This is a genomic window from Fimbriimonadaceae bacterium (assembly GCA_019454125.1).
In the GTDB taxonomy this organism is placed as follows: Bacteria; Armatimonadota; Fimbriimonadia; order Fimbriimonadales; family Fimbriimonadaceae; genus JALHNM01.
Map to the genome: position 1 here is coordinate 2,028,050 of CP075365.1, position 13,637 is coordinate 2,041,686.

Sequence of the window (13,637 nt, forward strand, 5' to 3'; positions counted from 1 at the left end):
TGCGTGGCTGTGCTTGGTGACAGTCTATCTCCGGTTCTTTTGCCCCCTTAGGGCGGTGCTATACCGTGCCGGGGTTATTCCGTGGCGCCCTGTAACTCCCCATCGACTGTCCTCCCGTACCACCCTGTCCGCTTGCGGCCTATGGATCGGCCATGCGGCCGGCTCTGGCCATGGAGCAAGGTGCGCGGGTACAAATGGGCGCGATGACATCGAAGCTTCTTACCGAGTTCATCGGAACCCTTGGCCTCGTCTTCACCATCTGCCTGGCGGTCGCGGCGACCCAGCCTCCCGCGAGTTTCGAAGGCGTCGGCGTGCCGACCGACGTCCAGTCCAAGATGATGCTCGCCGCTGCCGCGCAACCCAGCGCGATCATCGCAATCGGCTTCGTCCTCATGACCCTGGTCTACATGGGGGCGCCCGCCAGTGGCGCGCACTTTAACCCGGCCATCACGACCGCCTTGGCCATCAGCGGCAAGATGCCGAAGGGCGAGGCCCTTCCCTACATTCTCTCGCAGCTCGTCGGCGGGACGGCGGGCGCCTATCTCGGCATGGCTGTCACAGGCCACACCACGCCCATCGCCCCTGGAGCGGGGGTCCAAACCCTTCCGGCCCTGCTTGTCGAGGTCATTTTCACGTTCATCTTGGTGCTTGTCGTGTTCAACGTCGCCGTGAACCCGAAGGCCCAGGGCAACAGCTACTTTGGGCTCGCGATCGGAGCGGTCATCGTGGCGGGCGCCTATGCGGGCGGGGGCATCTCGGGCGGCGCCTTCAACCCGGCGGTCGGCACCGGTCTCACCATTGCCCACGCGCTGAGCGGTGGCGGTGGGTGGGAGAACCTGTGGCTCTACCTGGTCGGCCCGTTGTTGGGCGGCACTCTCGCGATGCTCGTCTATAAGGTTCAGGAGGGCGCCCAGACGGCCTGACGAGTATCCTTTCCGACGATGACCCCTCAAGACGTTAAGGCCCACATTCGCGAGCGCATTTCCGACGCCGCGAACCTCTACCTGAAAGATCTGCAGGCGATGGACGAAGCCCAGCTCGGCACCAGCTTCGCCGGTTCCGCGCGGCAAGCCTACGACTTCACGTATGAGACGGCCGTCGTGAACAAGCGGATCGCGGCGCGGTTGCGCGGCGAGGACCCCGGCCCGTGGCCGTTCGAGGAAGGCTGGGCCGTCGCGCCGGGCGGGGCCCGCACCAAGGACGGGTGCATCGCCGAGTTCCGCGCGGGGGCCGACGCAGTCCTCGCCGCATGGGACGCGCTGCCGGAGGGCAACCTCCACGCCAGCATCGAGACCCCCGGCGGGAACAACACCATGGTCGCAATGGCCAGCCTCAGCGCGACCCACATGATGTATCACGACGCTCAGCTGAATTACATCCAGTCTCTGCACGGAGATCTTGCGGTGCACTGGGAGTAAGAGGCCCAAAACCGCGAAATTTCGTCGTAGAATCGTAACGTGGAGTTGGAGACCGTCGGCTCGCTCGCCGGACCTGCCGTCAGACCGGCGGCGTCCTGGCGCGTCTCCCAAGACGTGGTGGACGGGGCGCGGGCCAGCCTCTCCGACACCCTCTGGTTCCGGGCATTCGCGTGGTTCTTCTTTGCCTGCGGCTATGTCTATTACTTCCTGATCGCGCGCAGCTACCTGGGGCCGGAAGCCAACCTCATGGCGCACCTTAAGGCGATCGGGATGATCTCGGTCTCCCAACTGGTGCTCTGCCATCTCTACCGCCGCCTGCTAAACCGGGTGGAGATCGGGCCCGGCCTGCGCCGCCTGAGCACCAAGGTCCCCAGCGACAAGGCGTGTCCCGTCGCGGTCGAGATCCGCCAGGACGGCGCGATCACCGGCTACGACGAGGGGTACATGTGGCTGGAGGACGGCACCCTCTTCTTCAAGGGACTCCAAACGGTCTTCCGACTGAACCGAGAGGACGTGCCCCCGATCGGGCTCTGGCCAAAGGCGCTGCGCCCCGTTTCCGTCAACAAGATGAAGGACGTCATTCCGGTGCCGATGGTGGATCGCGATGTCAAGGTGTGGCTCAAGCTGATCGATCCGTTCGAAGACTACACAGCTCGCCGCCGGGCCACCGCCTTCCGGGCATCGCTTCTGGAATGGTTCGAGGAGCGCCCCAAGGGATGGCTCGAATCCATGCTGCCGCCGCTCGAACTCCACCCGTCCCTGGCCGCCGCCGAGAACCGGCGTCGCGAGGGCCAGGTCGGCGCCTTCCTGCTCGCGGGGCTCGATCTGGGACTCGTCTTTGGGACGCCGTGGCCCGCGAACATGGATGGCCTGGTGCCGATCGGCGAGGTCCTCACAATCGCCACAGGGCTCCTGCTCTTTGGGATCGCGCTACGGCTCGCCTGGGACGAATGGAGCACGGCCGCGACCCGGCGCTCCCTCGAGACGGCGAAGGCCTTCACCGTCCAATGAAGCTCATGGCCTGGGCCTAACGTCCGATTCTGCGGAGGGGCTTTGAACGGGGGGCGCGGGCGGCGACACCCACTCCCGAGCGCCGTACATGGACGGTCGAATCGAGCAAGCGAAGCGCGGGGACGCGGACGCCTTGGCCTTCCTTATCCGGGAGCATTACGCCAGGGTCTACCGTTTCTGTGCCCGCCGGCTCGGCGACGACCTCGCCCAAGACGCCGCCCAGGAAACATTCGTCACGATGCAACGCGGCCTGCGGAGATTCAAAGGGGACTCGGACTTCGGCACATGGCTGTTGGGAATCGCCCGGAACCATTGCCGCAACCTGGCCCGTAAGCGCGGACGTGACCCTTTGCCGCTGGAACCCTGGTTCGAAGCCCCGACCCAGGACGGGGCCGGCCCGGTCGAGCGCGAGGCCTTGCGCCAAGCGCTCGCCAGCCTGAGCGAGGACCACCGGGAGGTCGTGCTCTTGCACGAGGTGGAGGGCCTGCGCTATGCGGAGATCGCCGCTTTGCTCCAGGTCCCGGAAGGGACGGTGAAAAGCCGCCTCCACCACGCGTTCCTCTGCCTCAGGAGGCACCTGTGCGACTAAGTCGCTGCATGGGAGGGTTGGGGAGATGAGCCAAGACTTTCGCGAAGACCTAAAGGCGTTCATCGACGACGAACTGGACCCTGGGCGGGCCGCCGAGGTGCAGGCCGCCATCGACCGTGACCCTGGATTGCGCCGGGATTACGAAGTCATGAAACTTATAAGTCAGGAAGTCCAGGAATCGGCCCGCCAACCCGAGCCGAAAGGGCTTGAAGAAACACTCGACAAGGTCGCAAGACCGAGGCGCCCTTCTTGGATGCGCTGGGCCGCGGTCGGCTCTTGCGCCGTCGGCGCCGTGCTCGTCTCCGCCCTGCTCATCCCGACCTACCAGGCCAAGTCGAGCGCGCGTTCCACCGCTCCAGCCATGGAACGTGCCGAACTCGACCGGAGCAAGGCGTCAGCCGATGCGCCGGCAGGCGCCCTGGCCAGCCGCCCCGAGGAAGCGAAGGCCTCTCGGTCCAAGATAGGCTTCGCCGAACCGGCGCCAGCCTATCCGGACACGGTCATCGAGCCGAACCGCCTGGTCGTGCGGACAGCCGACCTTACCGTGCAGGTCGAAGACGCCCGGGCCTGCCTCGCCAAAGCCACAAAGCTTGCGGGCGCGCTCTCCGGTTGGGTTGAGGACAGCTCCGTGATCGACTTCGACGGAAAGCCCCAGTCCAGCCTGCGCATGCGGATCCCGCAGACCAAGTTCGACTCGGCCGTCGACGCGCTTCGCGGGATGGGCTATGTCCAGGCCGAGACCATGAGCGGCGAGGACGTGACGAACCAGGTGATCGACTCCGACGTCCGCGCCCGGGTGCTGGCTGAAGAAGAGCAGCAGTACATCACCCTGCTGCGCTCCACTAAGAATCCGGACCAGCTCATTCGCATCCGCACCCGCCTCAGCCAGATCCGCCAAGAGCGGGACAGCCTGAAGGCGCAAAGCAAGAGCCTCCGAGGGCTCTCCGCCATGAGCACGATCAACGCCCGGTTCGTCCAGGACGGCAAGCCGATCGGGAGGCGCCCCGGACCGGACGACTGGTTCCAGAACACTTGGGACGACGCGACCGGGACGCTGGGCCTCTTCGGGCGCGGTGCCGGGCAGTTCCTCACCTATGCCTTGGTGCTCAGCCCGGTCTGGATACCCTTCGGCTTGCTGGGCTGGCACCTCTGGAGAAAGATCGGCCGGTAACCCTGGCTGGAGGCCGGTCCCCGCACGGGCGGTCGCGATTGGGTCACAATTGCCAGTCACGCCCGCCCGGATCGGCATTGCCGAGTCCGGCGCGAAACCAAAGGAACGGCTAACACACAGCATGGCGACATACCGAGGAAGGAGGTCCGACATTTGCCGCAAAGTCGGGTTCAACCTCTGGGGGCAGGCGAAGTGCCCCAGTAGTAAGCGGCCCTACCCGCCCGGGCAGCACGGCCCGAACCAGCGCGAACAGCGCATGTCTGAGTTTGGCGAGCAGCTTTTGGCCAAGCAGGTCATCCGCCGCTATTACGGAATGCTTGAAAAGCAGTTCCGCCGCACGTTTGAGAAGGCCAGCCGGATGCACGGCAACTCGGGTTTGAACTTCCTGCGATTGCTGGAGATGCGGCTGCAGACCCAGGTTTACCGCATGGGCTGGGCCCGGACGATCGAGCAGGCCCGCCAGATGGTGAGCCATGGCCACATCTTCGTTAACGGCAAGCTGGTCGACATCCCCAGCTACACCTGCCGGGTCGGGGACGTCATCGAGGTCCGCGACCGAGAGCAGAGCCGAGGAATCGCCCGCCGCAACGGCTATGAAGGCGCCGCCGTCCCGGTCTACATCGACCCCGACGTCGCAAACTTCCGGGGCAAGATCGTGACCCTGCCCGAGCGCGAGGACTTCCCCAAGTTCTTCCACGAGCAGCAAGTCATCGAGTTTTACGCCCGCTAAGCCCGCTTATCGGACGACAAAAGGCACGAGGACAAGTTGTTCTCGTGCCTTTGCCTTTCTCGGTTTCAAGAGTTGGATAGCGCGTCGCGAAGGACTTCGCAAATCCTTACGTTCGTCCTGCCGTCCTTAATCGCGACGCGGATAAAGTGGCCCTGAAAGCGGTCGCTCAAGGAGTCGCAGTTCCTGAGGTAAACGTCGTGCTCGGCGCAACGCCGGACGACTTCCGCCGCGACCGGTCGCTCAAGCCGCAAGAGCAGGAAGTTCGCCACCGACGGATAGACCTTGTCGACTCCCTCCATCCGATGGAGGACCCGCTCCAGTTCCCCACGCATTGAACTCGTCGCATGGGTCATGGACCGGTAGTAACTGGGGTCACGAAGCGCCTCGACCGCCGCCACCTGGGCGAGCAGACCGACCGACCAGGGCGGGCTCGAGGGCGCCAACATCTGCACCAGGGACTTGGCCGCGACCAGGTAACCGACCCGCAATCCGCTTAAGGCGTAATACTTCGACATGGACTTGCTGACGATGACGCGGTCGTCCAGCGCGGGGAGAGATTCTGCTGTATAGCCAGAACGTCCAAGGTTTGCGTTTTGGTGGTCGGCAAAGCCTATATAAGTCTCGTCTATCCAAAGCCTGGTGCCTGGGTCAAGCCTTCGAAGAAGCTCGTCGATAAAGGGACGGTCGACGGCGACGCCAGTCGGGCTGTTCGGGTTGACGACCACGACCATCTGGCAACCCCGCGCCGCCGTGGTCAAACGGTCGATGCTGGGGCGGAACGACTCCTCCGAGTCAAGCTCGCAGAGAACCGTCTCGACTCCGATCACGCGGTCGAAAATGTGCCGGTACTCGCCGTACATGGGGTCCAGCACGCAGACCCGGTCTCCCGGCTTCAGGAGCCGAGGAAAGGCGAGGTACATCAGGCTCGACGTTCCAGAGCCGACCAGCACATTCTCGGGGGACACTCCGCGGGCCCGGGCGATCTCTTCGACAAGGCCCTCGCCGTGGGTAGGCGGGCTGGTCTTCACGAGCCATGCGAGGTGGCTGGAGAGAGCTTCGATGACCCCTGGAGCGGGGTCGTACCAGGCGTCCAGAACGTCCGCGTTCACGACCTCATGGATGCGGCCCAAGTCCTGGAACCCACTCCCGATCGCCTCGAACGACGCGCCCCCGTGTACCGCGTGAGCGGGATTTCCGGCCATATTTTCTTTACGAAGAATCCTTCGTGGCGTCTTTCAGTGCCCGGACCGCAGCGACCACCTCGTCCCTTCCCCGCCCGTCCTCCCAGCGGTCGGCCAGCAAGTCGACCAGCCAGGAACCGACCACGGCACCATCGGCCACGCTACAAACCATGCGGACGTGGTCGGGCCGACTGATGCCAAATCCGACGCAAACGGGAAGGTCGGTGTGCGTCCGGATGCGGCCCACCAGTTCGCGGACCTCGGGCGGCGCCTCCTGGCCCGCGCCGGTCACCCCCGTTCGGCTGACCGCGTAAACGAACCCGGTCGCGGCTTTGCAGGCCGCTTCGATGCGCCCCTCGGTAGAGGTCGGGGCGCAAAGGAAGATGTTGTCCAGCCCATGGCTACGCGAGGTCTCGATCCATCCCGTGGCCTCCTCGGGGATCGCGTCGCACAGGATCGTCCCGGCCACGCCGGCCAGGCTTGCCTCGGTCGCGAAGCGCTCCGCACCGATGCGCATGATCGGGTTCATATATCCCATCAGCACAACCGGCACTCGGTCGAACCCGCGCAGGGCGGCGAAGACATCGGCCATGCGGGTTCCTCGGTCGAGCGCGCGTTGGCTCGCGGCCTGGATGGTCGGGCCGTCGGCGATCGGGTCGCTGAAGGGCAGGCCGACCTCGATCGCGTCCGCGCCGCCCTCGGCCAGAGCGTCCAAAATTGCCGGAAGCTGGTCTAGAGACGGGTCGCCGGCGGTCACAAAGAGCACGAGGGCTTTTTCACCCCGCCGCCTCAACTCCTCAAAGGTCTCAGAGATGCGAGGCATTGGGGGCTTGCCCTTCCTCTTCTTCGTAAATCGTGACAAGTTCGGCGAAATCCTTGATTTCGTAGAAGACGCGCTCGCGCTGATCTTTGGAAAGGTGTCGGATTTTCGGAACCGTAAGCTCAAGGGTCTCGGCGATGAACGCCGCGTCTGCGAGGGCTGAACCATAGACGTCCCGCCCTTCCGGAAAATACTCCTGGATATCGGTCTTTGAAGCGGCTAGGCGTTTACGCATCTTCGCGATTGCCGCCCTCGCGCTGGCCTGGGTCGCGCGTTGCTTGATGCCCTTAGGGCGCATGAGGTCGGCAAGGAGCTCTTCAGTGTCCGCCGCGACCCCCGCCGAGATGGGAATCCACATGGTGCCGCCCCCGCCTATCGCGTAACCAATGTCGCAAGCCTTTATCCCGGCGTCGTTAAACCGGACGCGAATCCAGTCGGCTAGGGCCTGGAAGGCCTTGGGCTGGCTCTTTATGGCCTTGTCGTTCACCACACGGTAAGCGTAACCGTAGGCGCTTTCGGCCCCGGCCATCGCGGCCGTGCTCGCCCCGTGCTCCTCGGTGTGGACGTCCATCCACTTTTCGCGGCCCATCGCCACGACTTGCTCAGGGGTGTACTTTCCTAAATCGACCGGTTCTTCCTGCTGCAGGAGGCCGATAAGCGCCGCGAAGACGAGGGCGCTCACTTCTTTATTTCCTGAACGAAGTAGCTTTCCACCTTCAAACCCTGCTCCGCCATGTTATTGATCATCTCGAACTTATAGATCCGGGAATTCTTGGGGTTGACCCACAGGGTCAGCTCGTCGACAGAAGTGGGGTAGATGCCCGGTATCTTTACAAAGACCTTCAGGGTCTGTTCGCCCGCGATCGGCTCCAGACCCATGACCTTCGCGACCGCCGGTTTCATTTCCTTGAAAGGCGTAAACTCCCAAGTCTCCCCGACCCGGACGGGCTTGCTCGGGAAAATCTTGTTCATGGTGTTGGTCAAGGGATCCAACACTTGTTGCTGGTCAATGTTCTCCCAATTGGACTTGACCGTGAACTTCTGCAACTGGGGCTCTTTTGCAAGCAAGTCCTTTGCCTGGGCGTCTCCAAAACCCGTACCCTTCGCCGTCTTTGTGACAGTCTTGGTCTTGAAGGTGGTCTTCCCATCTTTCACTTCCACGACTTCCATCTCCACTTCGCCCGTGACCTCGAAAGTAGCGGGGTCTTGGTACATTTTCGGGAGCTTCTTCTTCCACTCTTCGTCAGTCGGTTCCGACTTCGAACGGCTCATGTAAGTGTAAGACCACTTCGCGCCTTTCTCTTCGCTGATCTTGAGCGTATATGCCGGAGAGTTAGGATCGACTGCCGCCCGGCCCGTGCTGCCCGTGCCGCCATCGGCCTTCGGCGGGGCGGTCGGGGCGCAAGCTTGCAGGCTGAGCAGGGCGAGGGCGAGCCCGAAAAGAGAGACCTTTCGCATGAGCAAGTACCGCCGATATTGTGGCACCCGGCAGAAGGGGCGTCCGGACTAACCCGAGGTCAGAATCGCCCGCAGCTCTTCCGCCCGGGCGGTCGGCACGAGGGCCACGACCATGTCTCCGACCGTGAACTGGGTGTCCCCGTCGACCGTCGTTCCGTGCCCGTCCCGCAGCAGGTACACGAAGAACGTTCCGACCGGCAACTGGATGTCCCGCACCCGCTTGCCGACCAGTGGCGAGCGAGACCGGAAGACGGTCTCGACCACTTCGACGTGGCCGCGGTGCAAGGCTCCGACCGGCACCATTTCGTCCCCGCTAATCTGCTGCTCGATAAGGCTGAAAATGATGCCCGTCGCGCTCACTGTGTCGTCAATCCCGATGTCCCGGAAGACTTCCTCGTGGCCCGGGTCGTTGACGCGGGCGAGGACACGGTCGACCTGCCAAACCTCCTTGGCGAGTTGGCAGACGACGAGGTTGTCCTCGTCCTCGCCCGTTACGGCGACGACGACGTCGGCGCGGTTGAAGCCGGCCGATTTCTGGGTGTGCAGCTCACAGCCGTCGCCGTGCAGGACGAATTCGTCGCCCAGCGAGTTCGAGAGCTTCTGGGCTTGGCGCGCGTCCTTCTCCAAGATCAAGACCTCGTGCTGGCGAGCGATCAGCCGCTTTGCGAGCTGCGTCCCCACGTTGCCCCCACCGACCAAGATCAAGTACATCTGCTAGGTGACCTCGAACTGAAACTCGGGAGAGAGCACGTTGTACGCATCAATCGTGTCGAACGGTTCGCCGATGAGCCAGTCGCGGCAGATGCCCGCGATAAGCGCGCTCGCGTTGATGCAGAAGAGGCCCAGCTTGCGGTAGGCCTCGGCCCGCATGGGGTCGGCCACTTTCACCACGACTTTCGGCACCTTGTACCTGCGCTGGACAATCTGGGCCGCCATCAGGTTGGTGTTGTCGCCCCGCGTCATGGCCATGAAGGCGTCGGCCGTATCGACACCTGCCTTGACCAGGATGTCTTCGTCGAGCCCGCTCCCGATGACGATGCGGCAGGGATAGCTCTTCCCGAGCCTGCGCAACGCCTCGGGGTTCCGCTCGATCAGCGTAACTTGGTGTCCCCGCGAGGAAAGCTCCAGGGCGAGGGTCGCGCCGCTTCGCCCGCAGCCCATGATGACAACGTTCATTTCGACCCCGGCGCGGGGTTATACCATGCAATTCGGCACCTGCCTGGTCACTGCCGGGAATCGCTTGCCAGGGCGCTCGATCGAAAGAGGTAGTCGTTCGACTCGTTCTGGAGGATCCGCTCCAGGCGGGCGGTCAAAGCCAAGTCCCACGCGACGCAGAGCGGAGCGGCCACCACTGCCCCGACGAACCCGAGGACGGCGAGGGTCGCGCCATAGGCGCCCAGGCATTGAGGTAGGTACCGTGCCCCGACAAAGCGTCCGAGATACCCTGCCGCGGCCGCTGAAAAGACGACCAGTCCAAAGGTGATGCTTAGCCCGGTCACGCTCAAACGGGGGTCGTTGGCGAGCAACGGCGGCACCGAGGCCCAGGGCTGCAGCGCCCGCAACGGCGCTGAAGCCGAGACCACCGCGCCGAAGACGGCGACGATCGAGGCCACCGCCATCAGCCCGAGGAACAAGCGGTGGAGTTGGCCGAGCTTTGGCATCGGCCCGACCCGCTGGCGGTCCGAGAACACGGCGAGGCTGGCGAGGGCCACCGTCAGCCAAATTGCTGGCAGCGCCAGCCCGGTCCACCAGAAGACCAAGGCCCCGCCGACGACGCCGATGGCCGGGGCTCCCGGAAATCCGAGGGCGACCTGGGCGGCCGGAACCTGGCACAACGCGCCGAGGGCGAGGACGGCCAGGCCGAGCAGCCCGGAAAGCAGCAGCGCCCGGGCGAGGTTGGCAGACGCCATGGAGAGTAGCCCTAGGTCAGGGGCCGTCCTCCGTGCGGTCTCGTTGTCGACCAGGGCGAACCAGGCGTCGTTCGCCTCGAATGCGCTGACGGCCGTGGCCGCCTCGTCCCTTTTGCCGGAGTCCGCGAGTTGCTTGTAGAGGTCGCCGCGAGCTTTTGCGCTCGCTTTGGGGCTCGGCTCGGCCTTCGCGCCTCCCAGGGCGGCGGCTTCGACAAGGCGCGCCCCGAACCGCGAGGAAGCCGCGGACCGCCCGCCCTCGCGCAGCAGGACGCCGTTGCGCAGTGCCTCGTACCGGTCGAGGGTGGTGGCACCGGGCCGGTGAAGTCGGTCGATGCCGTACTCGTATACGGTCTTGGCCGCAGTGGACCTCCGGACGCTGGTGGCGAGGGCCACGTGCCAGGCGAGTTTGGTCCCCGAACTTTGGGCGAGGCCGGAGACCAACCGGGTCAGCCGCTCTGTCTGGTGGTCGTTCCACGAGACGGCCCTTGAAGCGAGCGTCCACGCCCTCTTCGAGGTCGCGTCCCCGACCGACCGAGCGGCAAAGACGGCCTCCATCTGCCGCCAAAACGCATTGTCGGGCTCGGCCTCCACGCCTTCCTGGGCGACTTCGGCCAGCAGGAGGGCCTCGTCCGTGCTCAGCGTGCCCGCCTCGATGCGCTCGCAGCCCACTTGAAGCCAGAGGGCCGCCTCCTGGTGGGTGTCAGGGGCGGAGAGCTTAGCCAGGTTCTCGGGAAGGTCGATCGAACTCTTGAGGAACGTGTCCTCGGGATCGGACAATCGCGGCAAGAGGAAGGGGCGGGAGGAGGGATGGGCAAGGAGGACGAGAAGCGCCCCGAACAGAGCGCCTAGAAACGCCCTCCCCGCCGGGTTCATCGCACGGCGGTGCCGGTGGAGGGATCGAGCATGGTCGGGATCGCCACAGGCTCAGACCGGCGCGCTTCCTGGCCGTGTAGCTCTGCCCTGGGGACGTCCGGGCTGGCGAGCAGCAACTGCAGTACGGCGAGCACCGCCATGGCGGCGACCGCGGCGCCCATCAGCGCCGGTGTCCAGAACCGGATCGTCTTGGTGGCGGACCGAAGGCGCCACTCGCGCAGGACCCTGCGGTCAAACTGCTCGCCGACATCCGGATCAAGCGCGTTCTCGCGCAAGACCTCGAACAAGCCTTCCAGCTTTTCGTCACGCTCGTGCATTTACTCCCCCGTGGCCTCGAAGTAGAGCGCCCGAAACTTTTCGCGGGCGGTGTGCAGCCGGGACCGGACGGTGCCCAACGGCACGTTCAGAGCCGTCGCGACCTCCTCGTAGCTCAACTGCTCGACTTCTCGCAGCACAAGCGTCATACGGAGCTCGGGCGAAAGCTGCTGCAAAAGCTTTTCAAGCAAGACCTTAGTCTCGACCCGAGGGCCGTCCGAGGCCTGGACTCGCTCGATCACGGCGGGCTCGGCCCGACGGGAGCGCAAGCGGTCCAGGCAGAGCCGCACGCAAATCCGGTAAAGATAACTGGCGAAGGCCCGGTCGTCGCGGAGCTTTCCGAGCTCCTTGAAGGCCTTCAGGAAGGCTTCCTGGGCGACGTCCTCGGCTTCGTGGGTGTCCCGCAAGGAGTTGGCCGCGATGCGGATGACGCGACGGCGATGCTTGGCGATCACGGTCGCCATAGCCGCTTCATCGCCTTCGCGGCACCGTTGAAGCAGGACTGAATCCTCAGTCCATACCCTTTGTGAGCCCCAGGTCGACGGTGATTCCTGCATCGCGTAACTGAGCATGATACCCTATGGACGGGACTTTCGTGCCGAAACGTTCGAGCCTGGTACGCTTCCGATTCTTACATGCTGCCCGGGGCCCTATCTCCTCCGCAAGACGCCGCCCCGCCCGCCGTCCAGGCGCAGCAACGGCCAGAGTCCGCCTTCCCCGGCGGCCTTAAGGTCAAGTTCGATTCCAGCACTTACGACCCGACGACGGGCAAGCTCGTCTTCTCCGGGCGGGTCGAGGCCCGCTACGACCTGACCACCATCACGAGCGAACAGCTCACCCTGGACGTCGAGGGCCGGCAGGGCACGGCCGAGGGCGGGGTCGTGGTGACAGACCCGGAGGGCACGATCCAAAGCGCCCGCCTGGAGTTCGATTGGGAGCGCCGCACCGGAGTCGCCATGGACGTGAAGCTGCAAGCGGACAACGTCCGAATCGAGGCGCGCAGGATCGACGTGCGGCCCGAGACTTGGGAGCTGACCGACGCCTCGGGGGCGCTGGCCCGGAGCGACAAGCCACCCGTCTCCTTCACCGCCGCCACCGTGACCTTGCGGCCCGGTCGCGACGGGGTCGCCCGCCACGTCTACCTGCGCGTCCTGGGGGCGAAGATCGGCCCGGTCCCGCGGGTCGCCTTCAGCCTGCGCAAGCGGGTGCGCGGCATCGGCATCCCTTCCTTGACCAACCGGAAGGGGCTCGGACTCGGCGTCACCTGGGGGCCGTCCTTGGCTCTGGGCGACCAGGCCGCGGCAATCGCGTCCTTCGACTCGTTTCCGCGCCAAGCGCCCGGTTACAGCCTGGAGATCGCGTACAGCCCGCTCGACCCGGAGTCAGACTCGCTGATCCAACCGCGCAGCGACTTGGGCGAGCGGTTCTCGGACGGGTGGTTCGACAACATCGCCGTCGCCTCGCCCCAAGACGAGCGCTCTAATATCGGCAAAAGACGCAGGTCCGTCTCCGTCGGAACGGGCTGGAACCGGGCGACCCAGGCGCGACCGAACGACGCCCTCAACGTCACCAAGCAGCTGGAGATCGTCGGCGAGGCGGGCGAGCAGATCGGTGGGCTGGGAGTCTACGGCAACCTCCGCATCCAGAGCATCCGCCCGAACCCGCGCGAGAACTTCATCGAGCGGGCCTTGGGCCTGGTCACCGTCGCCGCGCCGACCGTGAATCTGGGCCGCGACCTGTTGCTCGTCACCCGGGCCGACCTCTTTGGGACCGCCAGCGAGAAGAACACCTTTGCCTGGGTCCGGGGCCTTGCCGGGCTCACATGGGAGCCCATCGAGGGCTTGACGGCAGGCGTCGCCTACACCAGGGGGACGAGCGCGGGCACGCCGGACTTCCTTTTCGACCCGCTGGTCAGTCGGGAGGCGTTCCACGTCCGCTTCGACTACGTCCGCGGCCCGTACACCCTCCGCTACCTGACGAAGTACGACTTCGACCGGAAGAACTGGTACGACCGAGAGTACGAGATCGCCCTCGTCGCCCAAGTGGTCGAACCGTTCATTCTATTCAGGAGCTTTCCGAGCGACACCCGCTTCGGAGTCCGGTTCCGGCTCGACAGCTTTGTGGACCGGCTCCAGCGTCGCCGCCAGAGCCGGTGACCCCA

At 65.0% G+C, this 13,637-nt stretch carries 16 protein-coding genes; 7 read left to right on the forward strand and 9 right to left on the reverse strand.

The window, feature by feature from the left end; translation table 11 throughout:
- Positions 1-203 precede the first annotated feature (203 nt).
- The 6 genes from KF733_09940 to rpsD all read left to right on the forward strand — a co-directional run bounded on the left by KF733_09940 (position 204) and on the right by rpsD (position 4,919).
- Positions 204-923 carry an aquaporin gene (locus tag KF733_09940; protein ID QYK55323.1) on the forward strand — a complete coding sequence of 240 codons (720 nt, stop codon included), beginning with the start codon at positions 204-206 and terminating at the stop codon, positions 921-923.
- Between the two features lie 18 nt (positions 924-941).
- Positions 942-1,418, forward strand: coding sequence for a hypothetical protein (locus tag KF733_09945; GenBank protein QYK55324.1), 477 nt, complete (start codon positions 942-944; stop codon positions 1,416-1,418).
- A 39-nt stretch (positions 1,419-1,457) separates the two neighbouring features.
- Positions 1,458-2,429 carry a hypothetical protein gene (locus tag KF733_09950; protein QYK55325.1) on the forward strand — a complete coding sequence of 324 codons (972 nt, stop codon included), beginning with the start codon at positions 1,458-1,460 and terminating at the stop codon, positions 2,427-2,429.
- A gap of 88 nt (positions 2,430-2,517) precedes the next feature.
- The gene (locus KF733_09955) at positions 2,518-3,018 is read left to right on the forward strand and encodes an RNA polymerase sigma factor (GenBank protein ID QYK55326.1); all 501 of its coding nucleotides are present in this window, start codon (positions 2,518-2,520) and stop codon (positions 3,016-3,018) included.
- 25 nt (positions 3,019-3,043) lie between these two features.
- The gene (locus KF733_09960) at positions 3,044-4,189 is read left to right on the forward strand and encodes a DUF4349 domain-containing protein (protein ID QYK55327.1); all 1,146 of its coding nucleotides are present in this window, start codon (positions 3,044-3,046) and stop codon (positions 4,187-4,189) included.
- 121 nt (positions 4,190-4,310) lie between these two features.
- The gene (gene rpsD, locus KF733_09965) at positions 4,311-4,919 is read left to right on the forward strand and encodes a 30S ribosomal protein S4 (GenBank protein QYK55328.1); all 609 of its coding nucleotides are present in this window, start codon (positions 4,311-4,313) and stop codon (positions 4,917-4,919) included.
- 65 nt (positions 4,920-4,984) lie between these two features.
- On the opposite strand, the gene KF733_09970 is transcribed toward rpsD, so the two are convergent.
- Genes KF733_09970 through KF733_10010 form a run of 9 tightly spaced genes read right to left on the reverse strand, consistent with a single transcriptional unit; the run spans position 4,985 to position 12,033 of the window.
- A complete protein-coding gene (locus tag KF733_09970; GenBank protein ID QYK55329.1) occupies positions 4,985-6,121 on the reverse strand; it encodes a histidinol-phosphate aminotransferase family protein in 1,137 nt (378 codons plus the stop codon).
- 7 nt (positions 6,122-6,128) lie between these two features.
- On the reverse strand, positions 6,129-6,923 hold the full coding sequence (gene trpA / locus KF733_09975) for a tryptophan synthase subunit alpha (GenBank protein QYK55330.1): 795 nt from the start codon (positions 6,921-6,923) through the stop codon (positions 6,129-6,131).
- Positions 6,907-7,602, reverse strand: coding sequence for a hypothetical protein (locus tag KF733_09980; GenBank protein QYK55331.1), 696 nt, complete (start codon positions 7,600-7,602; stop codon positions 6,907-6,909). Before KF733_09980 ends, trpA begins: the two co-directional genes overlap by 17 nt.
- On the reverse strand, positions 7,599-8,378 hold the full coding sequence (locus tag KF733_09985; GenBank protein QYK55332.1) for a hypothetical protein: 780 nt from the start codon (positions 8,376-8,378) through the stop codon (positions 7,599-7,601). The genes KF733_09980 and KF733_09985 overlap by 4 nt, the downstream gene beginning before the upstream one ends.
- A gap of 48 nt (positions 8,379-8,426) precedes the next feature.
- Positions 8,427-9,089, reverse strand: a complete 663-nt coding sequence (locus tag KF733_09990; protein QYK55333.1) for a TrkA family potassium uptake protein — start codon at positions 9,087-9,089, stop codon at positions 8,427-8,429.
- A gap of 3 nt (positions 9,090-9,092) precedes the next feature.
- Complete coding sequence (locus KF733_09995) at positions 9,093-9,554, reverse strand: TrkA family potassium uptake protein (protein QYK55334.1); 462 nt, start codon at positions 9,552-9,554, stop codon at positions 9,093-9,095.
- A 47-nt stretch (positions 9,555-9,601) separates the two neighbouring features.
- A complete protein-coding gene (locus KF733_10000) occupies positions 9,602-11,161 on the reverse strand; it encodes a hypothetical protein (GenBank protein ID QYK55335.1) in 1,560 nt (519 codons plus the stop codon).
- On the reverse strand, positions 11,158-11,478 hold the full coding sequence (locus KF733_10005) for a hypothetical protein (protein ID QYK55336.1): 321 nt from the start codon (positions 11,476-11,478) through the stop codon (positions 11,158-11,160). The genes KF733_10000 and KF733_10005 overlap by 4 nt, the downstream gene beginning before the upstream one ends.
- Positions 11,479-12,033: a sigma-70 family RNA polymerase sigma factor gene (locus KF733_10010; GenBank protein QYK55337.1), complete on the reverse strand. Its 555-nt coding sequence runs from the start codon at positions 12,031-12,033 to the stop codon at positions 11,479-11,481.
- Between the two features lie 78 nt (positions 12,034-12,111).
- Here KF733_10010 and KF733_10015 point away from each other — a divergent pair, with 78 nt between their 5' ends.
- Entirely contained in the window at positions 12,112-13,632 is a 1,521-nt protein-coding gene (locus KF733_10015) for a hypothetical protein (GenBank protein ID QYK55338.1), read from the forward strand.
- Positions 13,633-13,637: the final 5 nt, after the last annotated feature.

Excerpts from the sequence above, each read along its gene's own strand:
- trpA (QYK55330.1), bottom strand. The coding sequence starts at position 6,923 with ATGCCTCGCATCTCTGAGACCTTTGAGGAGTTGAGGCGGCGGGGTGAA.
- KF733_09970 (QYK55329.1), bottom strand. The coding sequence starts at position 6,121 with ATGGCCGGAAATCCCGCTCACGCGGTACACGGGGGCGCGTCGTTCGAG.
- KF733_09955 (QYK55326.1), top strand. The coding sequence starts at position 2,518 with ATGGACGGTCGAATCGAGCAAGCGAAGCGCGGGGACGCGGACGCCTTG.
- KF733_09945 (QYK55324.1), top strand. The coding sequence starts at position 942 with ATGACCCCTCAAGACGTTAAGGCCCACATTCGCGAGCGCATTTCCGAC.
- KF733_09960 (QYK55327.1), top strand. The coding sequence starts at position 3,044 with ATGAGCCAAGACTTTCGCGAAGACCTAAAGGCGTTCATCGACGACGAA.
- rpsD (QYK55328.1), top strand. The coding sequence starts at position 4,311 with ATGGCGACATACCGAGGAAGGAGGTCCGACATTTGCCGCAAAGTCGGG.
- KF733_10010 (QYK55337.1), bottom strand. The coding sequence starts at position 12,033 with ATGCAGGAATCACCGTCGACCTGGGGCTCACAAAGGGTATGGACTGAG.
- KF733_09940 (QYK55323.1), top strand. The coding sequence starts at position 204 with ATGACATCGAAGCTTCTTACCGAGTTCATCGGAACCCTTGGCCTCGTC.
- KF733_09990 (QYK55333.1), bottom strand. The coding sequence starts at position 9,089 with ATGTACTTGATCTTGGTCGGTGGGGGCAACGTGGGGACGCAGCTCGCA.
- KF733_10015 (QYK55338.1), top strand. The coding sequence starts at position 12,112 with ATGCTGCCCGGGGCCCTATCTCCTCCGCAAGACGCCGCCCCGCCCGCC.
- KF733_09995 (QYK55334.1), bottom strand. The coding sequence starts at position 9,554 with ATGAACGTTGTCATCATGGGCTGCGGGCGAAGCGGCGCGACCCTCGCC.
- KF733_10005 (QYK55336.1), bottom strand. The coding sequence starts at position 11,478 with ATGCACGAGCGTGACGAAAAGCTGGAAGGCTTGTTCGAGGTCTTGCGC.
- KF733_09985 (QYK55332.1), bottom strand. The coding sequence starts at position 8,378 with ATGCGAAAGGTCTCTCTTTTCGGGCTCGCCCTCGCCCTGCTCAGCCTG.
- KF733_10000 (QYK55335.1), bottom strand. The coding sequence starts at position 11,161 with ATGAACCCGGCGGGGAGGGCGTTTCTAGGCGCTCTGTTCGGGGCGCTT.